Below are 15623 nucleotides of genomic sequence, written 5' to 3' on the forward strand. Positions count from 1 at the left end.
TGATTGATCACTGACCTGCTTTAACTTGCGCCCACACGCTCACCCTTAGCGCTTCGATATCTGGAGGTATTGCCTGCAGGGGGAACAGCGTGCTGAGCGTATCTGCATCGGGATAGATGGCGATGTCGTTGTGCACGGAGGCCTCGACCAGAGCCTCGGACTTCTCGTTACCGTTCGCGTAATGCAAATAGTTTGAAATGCCGCTGATCACCTTGGGGTCGAGTATGTAATTCATGAAGGCATAGGCGGCTTTCTGGTTTGGTGCGTCTGCAGGGATGGCCATCATGTCAAACCACATCGGCGAGCCTTCCCTGGGAAGCATGTAGCGGATGCCAACGCCTTTACCTGCCTCTTGCGCCTGTTGCTGCGCGAGCATGACGTCCCCGGAGTACCCCACTGCCACACAAATCTTGCCGCTGGCCAGATCCGTTATGTAATCGGTGGAGTTGAAGTAGCGCACATAAGGCCTGATCGCAAGCAACGCCGCTTTGGCTTTCGGGTAATCCGCAGCATTTGCACTGTCGGGTGCTTCTCCCAGATAGTTGAGTGCGATCGGCAATACACTGGCCGCACTGTCGACGAATGCAACGCCGCATTGAGCCAGCTTCTTCATGTTCTCGGGCTTGAAGATCAAATCCCAGGAGTTCAAGGGCATGTCTTTGCCCAATACCGCTTCGACCTGGGCGGCGTTATAGCCAATTCCCGTCGTGCCCCACAAATAGGGGAACGCATAAGCATTACCTGGATCAACGCCAGCCAGGGCTTGCAGCAGAACCGGATTGAGGTTTTTCCAGTTGGGCAATTGGCTCTTGTCCAGCTTCTGCAGGTCGCCACGCTGAATCTGCCGAGCCAGGAAATGACTCGACGGCACCACGATGTCGTAACCGGAATGTCCTGCCTTCAGTGTTTCGTCCAGCTTCTCGTTACGTTCGTAAGTGTCATAAGTGGCAGCAATACCGGTTTCTTTCTGAAAGTTTTTCAACGTGTCCAGTGCGAAATAATCCGTCCAGTTGAAAATCTTCACGGTCGGCGCGGCCTGACTCATCGAAGCTATCAACATCAGCGGGACGAAGGCTTTGATGGACATCTTGTAGTCCTGTTCAATGTGAGAATCACATTCCATGTGGTTGTCGTGATGCTAACCCATTGGTCTGTTGCCCAATGACATTATTTTAACTATAGGTCCGGTGAGAATTAGCAAATCCAGACGGTACTGTTGACGGTGTAGAATCTGCGCCAGGCTAAAGCTGGAACGGACTGAATAGATGACTCAATGGGAACCCAGAGAATTTACGAAAAAGACCCGGAATCGGGCGCTACTGGCTTGCCTGATAATAGTCAGCTTTTTCGTGGATGTATCCTGGCTTGGGGATGGCTCATCAAACCGCAAGCGTGTGTTCAGCGCAGGGTTCGTGAGCCTGTGCATTATCGTGGCGGTGCTTGAGCTGGTGATTTTGAATGGTATCTACGGCCAGGGTCGGTGACGCCTGAACGCGCGCGAATGTGAAAAAATCTGCACGAAACGTTCACGCTTTTTTCACGCCCTGCCTCGTATTGTTATCCCAGCTCCTTCATGACTTTAAGCCCGTTGATCCCCATCGCGGGCTTTTCTTTTGCCTGCGATTTATTGCCTCTGGCTTTGAGCGTCCCCGCCCAATGCTTCAATCAACCCGGCAGACGCGCTATACAACGGTACATGTCCGCGCATCAGGACCTGCGTACTTCGGCGATATGCAGCGGCCTTGACGTCGATATGACTGCCTTCGGTTCTTGCACTGACCGTCGTATCCAGCTTGCCAGCCGGGTTCTCGATACTCACTTCGATGTCTGAAAACTCAGCGCCAGGCTGAGCAATCCCCACTGCGACTTTATAGGCAACTGTTCCGGGAAGCAGGCAGGCAGCGGCAAGACAGCAACCTCCGGAAACTGCCATCGACGCATGGCCCGTCTGAGGCGTGAAGTAACGCACGGCGATGTTGCCGCCATGACGCGGCGCGCCGACGATGCACACCTTGGGTATGGTCTCGCTTCGCTCAAGATCTGCAAGGCTCATGAGCTCACCGTCGCGACGACGAAGTTTCATTTTGAGCCCCGCCTCAATCCAGACTTGCCTTAGCTGTGCCATGAACGCCAGGTCAGCTTCGAGCTCCGAGACGGGTTCATGACCGGTCTTGCCAAAACTCGCCGCGTCGGCAATCACCATTGGCACCGCGACATCGACACAGGAAACGTCGTGTCCGTTGATTGTATCCAGCACATTACCCGTCGGCAGAAACGCACCGGTCTTGTTGCCTACGGGAGACTGGAGAAACAGATCGACACTGGGAAAGGCACCGTGGACGCCCGGAATTTCAGCATTGATAAAACGGCCCTGTTCGTCGCGATACATCCGCGCCAGCGTCACCACGCCAGTGTTGGTGTTCTTGATTTCAATCTCGAAGACGCCGCAGGCAGGCGCTTTTATCAGCCCGCTATCGATTGCCCAGAGCGGCAACGCAGACGACATGTTGCCGCAATTCACACTCCAGTCGATGCCGCTGTGATCACTGGCTAGCTGCGCCAGGGTGCTGACTATCTGAGGCCCCTTCGGTGTTTCTTCGATCCTCGCCAGGAACACCTTATTACTGGTGGCAGGCCCCCGACCGAGGCCTGTGATCTGGCGATTACCAGGCTGATTTCCAGACTGGGGGACACCCATCAGATGACGCAGCAACTCTGCGCGCAGCCCTTCGTCGCGGGGTAACAATGGCTCCCAGATGACGACACCCGTCGAAGTACCGCCGCGCATGTAATGCACTGGCAGTTCGATTACGCCGTTTTGAAGTCGGTTACGGAGCGAGGTTTGACTGGGGGACTCGGGGCTGGATGCGTGCATGTTGGTTTCCATAGCCTTCGGAAGAATGAGCTTTTAACGCATCCTACAGACTTATAGACCCAGAAATCGATCCGCCCCCAACGACCAAAACACCTGCCCGCGTATCAAACAACTGCTCGCTTGCGCAGCTCATACGTCGCCCGGTAACTGCCCGGTGCGGCGTCAAAGAAATCTCGAAACCGTTTGTGGAAATGCGGCATGCTCACAAAACCGGTGGCCATGGCGATATCGGTGATGGAACGATTGGTCTGCAGGACAAGCTGCCGGGCTCGGGTCAATCGCAGTTCCAGGTAATACCGACCGGGGGCGGCACCGACAAAGCGAAAGAACCGGCGCTCAAGCTGGCGCTTCGAGATTCCGGCACAGGCAGCCAGATGATCGAGGCTTAGCGGCTCTTCTATGTTCTTGTGCATCAACTCCAGCGCCAGCTTCAGGGATTGCGGCAGTGTCGGATCAGAGTCCACCGACACAGTAGATACACCGCTGACATACTCATGCTCGTCACACCCGAGAATTTCCTGCACTGCCCGGGTCAAGGAACTGCCTTGGGTGCCACGCATGTACTCGAGCATCATTCGCAGTGCACTGCTCGCGCCGGCGCACGTCATCCGGTCGGAATCAACCACATGACTCCGGTCACAGATACGCAGATTGGGAAAAGTATCCGCCATCATTGCGCGGCCATCAGGGTGGAAGGCACAGAGATATCCGTCCATTACCCGGGCATCTGCTAGAAAGTAAGCGCCATTCCACAACCCTCCCATGCTCGTGCCGCAAGCTGCTGCGGCAATCAGCTTGCGTCGCAGACACGGATTGCTTTTCAACTCGACACGCAAGCCGCCGACCACAACAAGCAAATCATGGCGACTACGCAGTTCCGAAAGCTCCAGGTCAACGGGGACGGCGACCCCCAGATCACTCAAGACTGCATCGCCTTTGAGGCTGACTTTCTGGATGTCGAAAATCGGTGAATCGCTCATCAGGTTCGCAGTCACCAGTGCGTCCATGGCACCGCTGAAAGACATCAGTGAAAAATTATCCAGCAGGATAAAGGCAACGCGCACTGCCGACTGCGGCTTTGACCGGTTTTTTGCAGAGGACGAATAACGCAGGTTCTGATCCCTGAGCACGCTTTCAAAAACGTAGGTCATCGGTTCCCCCCCCTTGGCCAGGCACTCACTTGTACGCAGCTTCAGTGCAGGGAGACAACAGAAGGTTAAGCAGACCTTCGCAATCAGGCTTTTCTGCCAGGCTGGCGACTGCCTGCTCAAGCAAACGACTGCGAGAAACCCCAAGGCTTTGCTCTGAAAACAACCGATACTTTTCGATGAACTCGGCGGCAGACATTGGGTTGGCCGGATCGCCTTTGGCCGATGTCGTCGGGCTGGAAATACACCTGCCGTCTTTGAGTTGAACCGTGACCCGAGACAGGATTTCTTCCGGAAAGCGCGCCGATAAATCACTCGCTTCAGCGATGTTGATGATCTTGCTGACAGCCAGAATGTCCGGGGCATCGATAGCTGTTCCTGTCACTTCGCTCGCGGTGACCTGGCCACGCGCGACTAAGGCTGCAACCGGAAATGCCAATGCATACTGGGCTTCATCGGCATTTTTTGGAAAATGCCCCTGCAAACGCACTGACTCATGAAAGGTCTCAATCTGGATCGTTTCGATATTTTCAGGAGCGATCTCTGGGTGCTCGCTCATCAGTTGCGTCATGGCAGTCAATGCTGGCTGGGCCCAGCGACAGACCGGCCAGGGTTTGAAGTATTGCTCGTCGATTTCCCAGCTTTCGCCCAAGCCCTGCCAGTAAGGGAGCCCTCCCAGCAATTCGACGGTTTCAGCGGGCGCACCAGTGACTCCAGCCTGGGCCATGAGCAGCGCACTTATGCCCGCATGAGCGCCGGCGCCGTGCGCATCACGCAGCATCGACGGGTAATCCACCACGCGCATCATTGGGCAGCGTGGGCCAAAATATTCCGCAATACCGAGGGCGTGCCTAAAGGTTTGCTCGTCCAGCTTGAGCAGCCGGGCTCCAGCACACACCACTCCAATCCCGGCGAAAGCTCCCGAAGCATGGTATTGCGCAGCGGTCGCCATCAAGGCCCGTCCGGCTCTTAGCGCCGTCTCGTAGCCGATGGTCAATACACAGAGCATCTCCTCGCCGCTGATATTTTTGCCACTGGCGCAAAAGGTATCGATCAGCGCGATGATTGCCGGAACCACGGTAGCCCCCGCGTGGCCTTTGGACGTGAAGTGTCCTTCATGAGCATCCAGGCTATCGACACTAAAGCCGCCCGCATAGGCTGCGCCCAAGGGGTGGACCGGTCTGCCATCAAACCAGAGGCGGCTGGAAAGTGTGGCCGCCGGGTAATGGGCAACCGCAAACTCCTGCAGGACATGGCTGGTATGGTTGTCACGCGCGGCGGCGGCGACGCCGATAATATCGAGCAAACAGGTTTCAATCCGCTTGCGGGTTTCAAGCGGTGCGTCGGCAAGTTCGAATTGCTGAATGAACGAATAAAGGGACATACACCCCTCCTTATTTAAACGGGGTATAAAAAAGGCCGCCCGAACACGGACAGCCTGAGGCTTTATCGGTAAGGCTTACTTCTTCGCGGCGGCTCGCGCATCTGCCAGCCAGCCATCGTAGGCAGCCCGGTGCGCGGCAATCCATTCAGCGGCATGGCGCTTGATATCCGCAGCAGAGTTTTCGCCATTGTGCATTTTCAGGTTCTGAGCGCTTTCATCATCCGTGGTGATTTGCATCTCGGACAGAAACTTGACCGCTACCGGATTCTTCTCGGCAAAGTCCTTGTTCAGCACCGCGCGAATGTTGTCCACAGCAAAGCCCAGATTTTTGCCTTTGTAAGTGGTGTCGACGTCGTTTTTCCCGCCTGGAAGGTCGGTCTTCGGAACGCTTAGCCAGACCACATCCCTGCCCTCGACCAGTACGGTGGAGATCCACTGTGGAACCCAGGTGAAGTAAAGGATTGGCTTACCCTCTTTATAGCGGGCAATGGTGTCGGCCATCAGAGCGAAGTAAGAGCCACGGTTGTCGGTGACCGTCTTTTCAAGGCCGTAGGCCTGCATATGGTATTCGACGACAACCTCACAGCCCCAGCCGGGGTTGCACCCTGTCATGTCGGCTTTCCCGTCGCCATTGCTGTCGAACAGCTTGGCAATTTCCGGTTTCTTGAGATCTTCGACTGAAGTGATTTTGTATTGATCAGCGGTTTTCTTGTCGATCATGTACCCCTGTAATACACCGGGCATGATGTTGCCGACTTTCACCATGGTGTCATCCCCGCCCGCCTTGGCGTAGAACGACGCGTGCAACTGCTCCCAGGCATGCACGGTAAAGTCCGCATCACCATAAGACAGCGCGAGCATCATTGCCGGATAGTCGGTTTCCTTGGGCTGCTGCACGCTGTAGCCCAGATCCTTGAGCCCGGCCATGGCAATCTCACCACGGAATCGCTCTTCGGCAATGGTTGGAAAAATCGGTGTGATGGATACGCCCTTGCCAGGTTCCTGAGCAGCAGCAGTAGCAAAAGCCGGTGTTATGGCGATAGCCAGAGCGGCCATACAACGAATCATTTTTGTTTTTACACTGTGTTTTTCAGCATTCATCGTCATCTACCTTGCAGGGGGATAAGGGGCAGGCGTACAGCGATCAATTAACGTCCGGCACTTAGTTGTCTTTTAAAGGTGCGCCGGTCTGTTTTGCTTCAGTCTTTTTTCCAAGTTTGAACAGCATTCCAACGGGCCCTGTCTGGTACCAGCGTTCACCCTTGACTGCGCTGTTACTGCGCTCACCCATGGCCTGGGTTAACCGGTCAAGGAAGATTGCCAATAACACCAGCCCCACACCGCCCACGGTGGCAAGCCCCATGTCCAGTCGGCCAATACCGCGAAGTACCATCAACCCAAGGCCGCCAACAGAAATCATGGAGGCGATGACCACCATGGACAGCGAGAGCATCAGTGCCTGGTTCAAGCCGGCCATGATCGTGGGAGCAGCCAGCGGGAGCTGCACCTTGAGTAGCATCTGCCGCCGTGTACAGCCGAACGCCCGGGCCGCCTCGACCTTGTCTTCGGGGACCTGGCGGATGCCCAGATTGGTCAGGCGCACCAACGGCGCAACCGAGAAGATAATGGTGACCAGAACGCCTGGTACGTTGCCGATCCCGAACAGCATCACTACCGGCACCAGATAAACGAACGCCGGTAATGTCTGCATCGCATCAAGCCCTGGCCTGAGTATTCTTTCCAGGCGGTCGCTGCGGGCACACAGTACGCCCAGCGGGACACCGATCACTACGCAAAACACCAACGACGTGAGCACTAACGCCAGGGTCGTCATCGCGTCATTCCAGACGCCAATCAGCCCCAGAAGCGTGAGTGTGACGAAACAGAGGGCTCCCACTTTTTTACCGCCCACCTGCCAACCGAGCAGCGTGGCAAAGATGATGAAGATCGTCGGTGGGATCGATAGCAAGCCACTTTGAATACCGTTCAATATTTGATCCACGGGCCATCGTATGGATCGAAACACTTCACGGAAGTTATGCACCAGATAGTTGAGCACTACCTCGACCCACTGGCCCAAGGGGATAGTGATGCTTTGGAACGGATCAAGAACGCTGAAATCGGACATGCTGGATACCTGAGTAGCTGAGCCTGATGTTTCGCCCGGTTAACACTGTCAGTGACGACTCATTGTCTGCAGCAGAAGGCTCTTGGAAATAGTGCCTTTGAACACGCCCTGCCCATCCAGAACGGCGACGGGGTGCACGGCATTGGCGACGATGTGAAAGATGTCTTGCAGCGGAATATCAGCATGCAGCGTAGGCCGCGATGTGTCTGCGTCGTACGGATGTTCTGCGCTGAGGGTCGCAACGTCGCCAGCCCGAAGAATCTTCGATGCATCAAAGCCCTTGAAAAAGGCCCTGACGTAATCGTTCACCGGGTTGCAAAGCAGCTCTTGAGGAGAGCCAATCTGCACAATGCGTCCGCCTTCCATGATCGCGATGCGATGGCCGATACGAATGGCCTCCTCGATGTCATGGGAGATAAAAATAATGGTCCGGTGCTGCTCAGCCTGCAGGCGTATAAGCTCGCCCTGCATCTCATGACGGATAAGCGGATCCAGCGCTGAAAACGCCTCGTCCATGAGCAAGATTGCCGGGTCGTTGGCCAGCGCGCGAGCCAGGCCGACTCGCTGCTGCATACCACCAGACAACTGGTGCGGATAGCTGTATTCATGCCCGGTCAGCCCCACCTGCTCCAGCGCTTTACGGGCGCGGTCGTGGCGCTCTTTTTCGTCGATACCGGACACTTCAAGACCGAACGCAGCATTGTCGATAACGTTCATGTGCGGCATGAGCGCGAACGACTGGAAGACCATGCTCATTTCCTTGCGACGCACATTCAGAAGCGCCGCATCGGACAGCCCCGTGATTTCCTTGCCGTTGAGATGGATAGTGCCTGACGTGGGTTCGATCAAACGATTGAACAAACGAACCATGGTCGACTTGCCGGAACCCGACAAGCCCATGATGACAAAAATCTCGCCACGCTTTACCGAAAACGTTGCGTCGAATACACCAACGACTTGCCCGGTCTTATTGAAGATTTCATTTTTATCCGCCCCGCCCTTTAGCATATCCATTGCTACTTTTGGCTGGGTACCAAAGACTTTATAAATATGCTTGACCGAGAGTATTTCGTCACCATGACTCATAATCCCTTCCTTCCGCGAGTGCTTTAAAAGGCTCGGCGAATAGCCCGGGCTATCACCGATCAGAATGAACTTGTTATGGCAGCAGAAGAACGTTTGAACGAGAGAAATGAGACATTTTTGAATCCTCTTATTATTATTTAGTTGTCAGTGGCTTCTGAGTGAGACGAGAGCCTTGATGACAAAGTTATTACCTTAGCCCTGTAACGTCTAACAACATTTCGTCCAGTCAATCAATAACGTCAGGTTATTGATCGTCGCTTATCCAAAAACGACATGCTCGACGGTCCCTTGTGGACAGCGCCTGTCTACGCCTGTCATAAGGCTAAGGAGCGGCGGTTATCAGCGGTGCAGGCTTCTGCGAGCCACTGGCCGCCAGCCTCGGACACGAGCCCTCTACACCTGTTTTCCAGAAAAATGGATACCTTAGGTTATGGTTAAGCACATCGACCCCGACAACACGTTATTAAAGATGCCGTCGCTCAAAGCAGTGAAGTCTTTCGTAGCAGCCGCGAAATACCAGAGCTTCACCCGAGCGGCTGAAGCGCTTTGCGTCACTCAGGCAGCTATCAGCAGGCAGATTCGCGAGCTGGAAGCGTATCTGGGCGTTGAGCTGTTCAGAAGGGTCGGCAGAGCCGTCGAGCTGACCGAGGCCGGTTCTGCGTTTTTCGATGCAGCGCAGTTGTCCTTCGTCAACATCTCTCAGGCCGCCAAACGGGTCGGCGCTTACAGGGCCGGTAAGTCAGAGCTGACCCTGTGTTGCTCTGCGGCGTTTGCTGCGCTGTGGCTTTCACCGAAACTGCCGGGTTTCTTCAGTCAGAACCAGGACATCGACCTGAATCTGATTAGCACACAAAATTTTCTTTCGATGGAGCCTGGCGTCACGCCCGATATTTTTATCACCAAATTCGCCAGCGTGCAGAGCGGGTACCGTAACTACCCGCTGTTTCACGACGTGATATTCCCCGTGTGCACGCCGCAGTATCGCGATGAGCATCCAGAACTCGCGACGCTTGAAGGCTTGCGCGACAGTGCGCTACTCAACTTGAGCCCCTACGGGCGTTCGCAAGTGGCTGAACATGTCGATTGGGGCGTCTGGCTTGCCTTTCACGATACCGATATAGAAAAACGCCCGCACGACCGGCCTCACGTCTTCAGTGCCAATGACTACAACGTGGTGATCAATATGGCGCTGGCCAATCAGGGCGTCGCGCTCGGCTGGAGCCATCTGGTAGCCGAGTCGATTGAAAGCGGCGCACTGGTTCGCCCCATCCAGAAAGAAGTCGTTCATAAGGATTCCCAACACTACCTCGCATTCAGGGAAGACCGGGCCAATGACCGGGCGTGCTGCAAATTGCGCGACTGGCTGCTCGCCTATTTCACGTAACAAGCCTTTTAAATATCCCTTCACTCTCCGTGACAAAGCCAATCACCCCTGATTTCTCACGGTCAGGGAGTTGAAATATGCCTGCGACACTCTGCGCTTCGCACACTTCCCCTGCCCTGTTTTCCCGTCCTCCTCTCGCAATTGATAACATTTGTTTATGCATTGTCTGACCTAAAAGTTTCTTGTTGAACGTCGATTTGTACACGTAACCTTCACAAAAGCCGGGAGAACTAACGGTTGGCCGTTTACAGATGCTTGTCAGGATCATCGCGTCATGATTGAAAACTTCAAGTGACGGTCAATACAGAGGTTCGAACCCATAATGATCGGCAGCTGCTTTCTTACCGGACAGCAGCGCCTGAAGCGAATGGAGTGCGTGGGACGTGAATATCAGATCAGCCGTTTCTCAGCTTATTGCACAACGCAAACCCCGACACGCACTTCCAGGGGCGCTTTACAGCGATCCGGATGTCTATCAACAAGACCTTGAACAGCTGTGGCACAAGGACTGGATTTTCGCAGGCCACACCTTTGAACTGGAAAAATCCGGGCAGTATCTTTCACTGCAGGTTGGCCAGTATCCGGTTGCAGTGGTACGTGGTGCGGATGGAGAGATTCGCGCGTTCCACAACGCCTGTCGGCACCGGGGTTCAAAGGTTTGTCCCGAGGCGAAAGGCAAAGTCGCCAAGCTGGTGTGCCCTTACCACAAGTGGACTTTTGAGCTGGACGGTCGGCTGCTGTTCGCAGGCAATATGGGTGACGATTTCGACAAGTCTCAGTACAACCTCAAGCCAGTGCATTGTGAAATCGTCAACACCTACATCTATGTCTGTGTGGCTGACGTCGCCCCTGATTTCTCCACATTCAGGGAAGCAGTAACGCCCTTCCTCGCACCTCATCTGCTGGAAGACTGCAAGGTCGCTTTCGAATCGAACCTGATTGAAAAAGGCAACTGGAAGCTGGTCTTCGAAAACAATCGCGAATGCTATCACTGCGACGGCACCCACCCCGAACTGATGAATTCGTTCGTGGAAAACCTGTCGGTGGCAGGCGTCGGCGGCAGTGATGACCCGGAGCTAAAAGCTCATTGGGACCGCTGCGAAGCCGCAGGCATGCCCAGCCAACTGGTCATGGATAAAGACGGGCGCTTCCGTATTACCCGAATCCCTCTGTCATCCGGTGCAGTCAGCTACACCATGGATGGCAAGCCAGCAGTCGCTGGCAGGCTGGACAACAGTGGCGAAGCAGACATAGGTGCGCTGCTGTATTTCAACTATCCGTCTACCTGGAATCATTTCCTGGGCGATCACGCCCTGAGTTTCCGCGTCCTGCCAATTGGCCCAAACGAAACACTGGTGACCACCAAATGGATCGTCAAGAAGACCGCTCAGGAAGGCGTCGACTACGACCTTGAGCGCCTGACCAAAGTCTGGCTTGCCACCAATGATCAGGACCGCACGCTGGTTGAAGGCGCACAAGTAGGTGTTAACTCCCCGGCTTATGAACCCGGCCCCTTTTCTTCGAAGGCCGAAAATGGCGTCTGTCAGTTCGACGACTGGTACTGCGACATCATGCTCGACAGACTTAAAGATGACAGCGGCACCGCTCCCCTAAAACTGAAGTCGGTGGGATAACAGTATGGCGGTGATTAAGACAGTCGCCGCCAGCCTTGTCCGAAAGACTGACAATAATAAATAACCACTCAGGATGACCTTATATTCAGAGGGCATTATTGAGTCACCTCTTAACTCTGCGCCATTACAACAATCTGGAACTTTAACGCGTCAGCAGTAATACAACGCGCGCGTTTATTGCTCTTCCGGCCATGACTATTCGGAGTAATCCTCTTGAGATTCGAAGGTATTTATACGCCTGCGGTAACACCGCACACAGCCGATGGCGAAATTGACTGGGCTGTTTTTCCGGAAGTTCTGGAGTCGCTTATCGAAGCCAGAGTGCATGGCATTATTATTGGCGGCTCGACAGGCGAATATTATGCGCAGACCGCCGAGGAACGTCTGAAACTTGCGGCCCGCGCCAAAGAAGTTATTGGTTCCCGTGTTCAGTTGATTATTGGTACAGGTGCCATTCGTACCGAAGATGCCGTGCTGTTTGCCAAGGACGCCAAAGCAATCAAGGCCGACGCGATTCTGGTCACCACTCCCCCCTACGCATTGCCGACCGATCAGGAAAACGCCATTCACGCGTTGACCATCGATCGGGCCGCCAACATGCCGATCATGTTGTACAACTACCCGGGGCGCATGTGCGTACAGATGAACGAGGACTACCTGGCTCGCGTGGGCAAATCAAAAAACGTGGTGGCCATCAAGGAAAGTTCGGGGGACATGAGCCGGGTGCATTTACTCGCCCGTGAATTCCCGCATATCGCACTGTCCTGCGGCTGGGATGATCAGGCACTGGAATTTTTCGCCTGGGGCGCAAGAAGTTGGGTATGCGCCGGTTCAAACTTTCTGCCCCGGGAGCATGTGGCGCTGTATGAAGCCTGCGTGGTCGAGAAGAACTTCGACAAGGGTCGGCAGATCATGTCGGCCATGATGCCGCTGATGAATGCGCTGGATGGCGGCAAGTTCGTGCAATGCATCAAATTTGGTTGTGAATTGAACGGCCTGAAAGTCGGAGATGTTCGCGCGCCTTTGCGGCCTTTGAATGGCGAAGACAAACGTAGCCTCCAAACCGTTATCGCCAACGTGAAGCGTACCGTTGCACACATCACATCAGGAGCCAGCCATGCGTGACCTTCTTACCGCGGATGAATATGCCGCTATCGCACAATCGATTTCATTTCCATCGAACGCGTTCATCAACGGTGCATTCAAGCCTTCCGTTTCTGGCAACACGCTGGCGACGACCAACCCGGCAACGGGCGAGTTTCTCACCGATCTGGCGGCCTGCACGGCTGAGGATGTGGACATTGCGGTCAGCAAAGCCAAAGAAGCATTCGATGATGGACGCTGGAGGCTGCTTGCGCCCGGCGACCGGAAAGCCGTGTTGTTGAAGTTCGCGCGTCTGCTCGAAAACAATCGCCACGAACTGGCCGTACTGGAAAGCCTGGACAGCGGCAAGCCGGTACGTGAATGCCAACTGGTGGATGTGCCCGACACCATTCATACCTTGCGCTGGCACGCCGAATTGATCGACAAGCTGTATGACAACACGGCCCCGGTGGGCAACGACGCGCTGACCATGGTGGTGCGCGAGCCTATCGGTGTGGTGGGCTGCGTGCTGCCGTGGAACTTCCCGCTGTTGATGCTCGCCTGGAAGATCGGCCCGGCACTGGCCGCCGGTTGCTCGGTAATCGTAAAGCCCGCCGAACAGACCAGCCTGACCACTTTGCGCGTGGCCGAACTGGCATTCGAAGCGGGTGTGCCTGCAGGCGTGCTCAATATCGTGACCGGCACCGGCAAAGACGTCGGTGAGCCTATCGGCCTGCACAAAGATGTCGATATGGTCAGCTTCACCGGCTCCACCGCGACCGGTCGGCGCTTCCTGCATTACTCGGCCGATTCAAACCTCAAACGCGTGGTGCTTGAGTGCGGCGGCAAGAACCCTGCGGTCGTCATGGACGATGCTGAAGACCTGGACCTGGTGGCCGAACAGGTGGTCAATGGTGCGTTCTGGAACATGGGCGAAAACTGCTCGGCGACGTCACGACTGCTGGTTCACGCCTCGGTCAAAGACCAATTGCTAGAACGTATGGGTGCCTACATACGCGAGTGGAAAATGGGTGACCCCCTGGATCCTCAAAACCGGGTTGGGGCATTGGTCAGCAGCGACCATTTCGACAAGGTGAAGTCTTACCTGGACTACGCCAGCGCTGCCAATCTGGACATCGTCTACGGCGGTGATACTCAGGATGGCGCGTTCGTCCAGTTGACTGTGGTAGACGGCGTGGAACGGGACAGCCGACTGTTTCAGGAGGAAATTTTCGGGCCGGTGTTGTCAGTCACTACCTTCAATACGATCTCTGAAGCGATTGCTCTGGCTAACGACACGGTATACGGCCTGGCGGCCTCGGTTTACACCGGTAGCTTGCGCAAGGCGATAAAGCTTTCCCGTGAAATCCGTGCGGGGATTGTCACCGTCAACTGCTTCGGTGAGGGCGATGCCTCTACCCCGTTTGGCGGCTACAAAGAGTCAGGCTTCGGTGGTCGCGACAAATCGGTTTTCGCCCACGACCAGTACACCGAAATCAAAACCATCTGGATCGATGTGTCTGATCGGTCGGTTGATGAGACCGTAAAATGAGCACACATTCCATCAAACGCTTGCCGGTAGATACCGGTGTTTCGGGTTGGGAGGCTATTTCCAGGCGGGCTACTCCTGTGCAAGTGCTTGATGGGAGCGTGACGGCAGACTGGCTGATCATCGGGGCCGGTTTCGCCGGTCTCTCCGCGGCACGTCGGCTAACCCAGCTGCGACCCAAGGATCGCATCGTGGTCGTCGACGCTCACGAGATCGCCACGGGGCCAGCGGGAAGAAACTCCGGGTTCATGATCGATGTGCCCCACAGCCTTTCCTCCGGGGAGTACTCAGTGGCTGGCGAATCAGCGACGGCACGAGAAATCGCGCAGAACCGCTTCGCCATCGAATTTGCCGCTCAGGCTGCCCGGGACTACGGTATGGCCGGCGCAACTTTTGACCCTTCGGGCAAGATAAACGCCGCTGCCACAGAACGCGGCGAACGCCTGAACGCCAATTACGCGGCGTCGCTCAAAGGCATTGGCGAGCACTACGAGCTCTTCGATGCCGCGCAGATGCGCGACATTACCGGGTCCACTTATTATCACGGCGGTATCTACACACCCGGCGCCGTGATGATCCAGCCTGCGCAATACATCCGCGATCTGGCTGCCGGACTTGATGAACGTATAAGCCTTTACGAACGCTCTCCTATCGTCGAACTGTCCCGCTCGGGTAATGACTGGACAGCGCGCTCACATCGCGGCGTAGTGACGGCGCCCAAGGTTATTCTTGCCGTGAACGGTCACATCGAAGACTTCGGACACTTCCAGGGACGCTTGCTGCATGTGTTCACGTATGCCTCGATGACGGCGGGTTACAACCACAATGATTTCGCAAAAGCGGTGACGGGACGCGAGCGCTGGGCCCTTCTACCGGCTGACCCGATGGGCGCCACCGTTCGTAAAATTACGGTAGATGGACTTTCACGGATCGTAATCCGCACCAAATTCACCTATGACCCGAGCATTCAAGTGACACCTCAGCGCGTCGCAGATGTCGCCCGGGAGCAACGACTCTCTCTGGACGCTCGCTTCCCGGAATTGAAGTCAACACCGCTGGAGTTCAGTTGGGCGGGCCGTCTGTGCTTGAGCCGCAACAGCGCGCCGGCATTCGGGGAAATAGAAGAAAACCTGTATTCAGCATGTTGCGAAAACGGCCTCGGAACGGTTAAAAGCACGCTGGCTGGCGTCATGGCGGCTGAGTTGGCGACCGGCATGAAGTCCAGATTCCTGGATGACTTCAGCAACACACCCGGCCCCAGCAAGCTGCCCCCCAAAATTCTCACACGGCTTGGGGTGAGTTCGGTCATCAGTTGGCAGGCCCTTCGCGCAGGCAAGGAAGGCTAAAGCCCG

General features: G+C 55.5%; 11 protein-coding genes and 1 pseudogene. 5 read left to right on the top strand and 7 right to left on the bottom strand.

Annotated features, from left to right (window positions below; genetic code table 11):
• Positions 1-7: 7 nt before the first annotated feature.
• The 7 genes and pseudogenes from KDX30_RS01725 to KDX30_RS01760 form a co-directional block, all read right to left on the bottom strand.
• Complete coding sequence (locus tag KDX30_RS01725; RefSeq protein ID WP_231674796.1) at positions 8-1087, bottom strand: polyamine ABC transporter substrate-binding protein; 1080 nt, start codon at positions 1085-1087, stop codon at positions 8-10.
• A gap of 537 nt (positions 1088-1624) precedes the next feature.
• Positions 1625-2875, bottom strand: a complete 1251-nt coding sequence (locus KDX30_RS01735) for a PrpF domain-containing protein (RefSeq protein ID WP_231674797.1) — start codon at positions 2873-2875, stop codon at positions 1625-1627.
• Between the two features lie 104 nt (positions 2876-2979).
• Positions 2980-4026 (bottom strand): GlxA family transcriptional regulator, encoded by a 1047-nt coding sequence (locus tag KDX30_RS01740; protein WP_231674798.1) that lies wholly within the window; start codon positions 4024-4026, stop codon positions 2980-2982.
• A gap of 25 nt (positions 4027-4051) precedes the next feature.
• A complete protein-coding gene (locus tag KDX30_RS01745; RefSeq protein WP_231674799.1) occupies positions 4052-5407 on the bottom strand; it encodes an MmgE/PrpD family protein in 1356 nt (451 codons plus the stop codon).
• A gap of 75 nt (positions 5408-5482) precedes the next feature.
• Positions 5483-6463, bottom strand: coding sequence for a glycine betaine/L-proline ABC transporter substrate-binding protein ProX (proX, locus tag KDX30_RS01750; protein WP_231667128.1), 981 nt, complete (start codon positions 6461-6463; stop codon positions 5483-5485).
• A 106-nt stretch (positions 6464-6569) separates the two neighbouring features.
• Positions 6570-7538: pseudogene (proW, locus tag KDX30_RS01755) on the bottom strand (glycine betaine/L-proline ABC transporter permease ProW); the annotation flags it as partial.
• Positions 7539-7583: 45 nt separating this feature from the next.
• Entirely contained in the window at positions 7584-8621 is a 1038-nt protein-coding gene (locus KDX30_RS01760) for a quaternary amine ABC transporter ATP-binding protein (RefSeq protein ID WP_231674800.1), read from the bottom strand.
• 430 nt (positions 8622-9051) lie between these two features.
• Here KDX30_RS01760 and KDX30_RS01765 point away from each other — a divergent pair, with 430 nt between their 5' ends.
• The 5 genes from KDX30_RS01765 to KDX30_RS01785 all read left to right on the top strand — a co-directional run bounded on the left by KDX30_RS01765 (position 9052) and on the right by KDX30_RS01785 (position 15617).
• Positions 9052-10005, top strand: coding sequence for a LysR family transcriptional regulator (locus KDX30_RS01765; RefSeq protein ID WP_099268708.1), 954 nt, complete (start codon positions 9052-9054; stop codon positions 10003-10005).
• A gap of 383 nt (positions 10006-10388) precedes the next feature.
• Complete coding sequence (locus KDX30_RS01770) at positions 10389-11639, top strand: aromatic ring-hydroxylating oxygenase subunit alpha (RefSeq protein ID WP_231674801.1); 1251 nt, start codon at positions 10389-10391, stop codon at positions 11637-11639.
• A 213-nt stretch (positions 11640-11852) separates the two neighbouring features.
• Positions 11853-12764 (top strand): dihydrodipicolinate synthase family protein, encoded by a 912-nt coding sequence (locus tag KDX30_RS01775; protein ID WP_231667130.1) that lies wholly within the window; start codon positions 11853-11855, stop codon positions 12762-12764.
• Positions 12757-14274, top strand: coding sequence for an aldehyde dehydrogenase (locus KDX30_RS01780; RefSeq protein WP_099268704.1), 1518 nt, complete (start codon positions 12757-12759; stop codon positions 14272-14274). Before KDX30_RS01775 ends, KDX30_RS01780 begins: the two co-directional genes overlap by 8 nt.
• Positions 14271-15617, top strand: coding sequence for an NAD(P)/FAD-dependent oxidoreductase (locus tag KDX30_RS01785; protein ID WP_231674802.1), 1347 nt, complete (start codon positions 14271-14273; stop codon positions 15615-15617). The genes KDX30_RS01780 and KDX30_RS01785 overlap by 4 nt, the downstream gene beginning before the upstream one ends.
• Positions 15618-15623: the final 6 nt, after the last annotated feature.

It is taken from the genome of Pseudomonas quasicaspiana (assembly GCF_021147825.1).
Taxonomy (GTDB): Bacteria; Pseudomonadota; Gammaproteobacteria; order Pseudomonadales; family Pseudomonadaceae; genus Aquipseudomonas; species Aquipseudomonas quasicaspiana.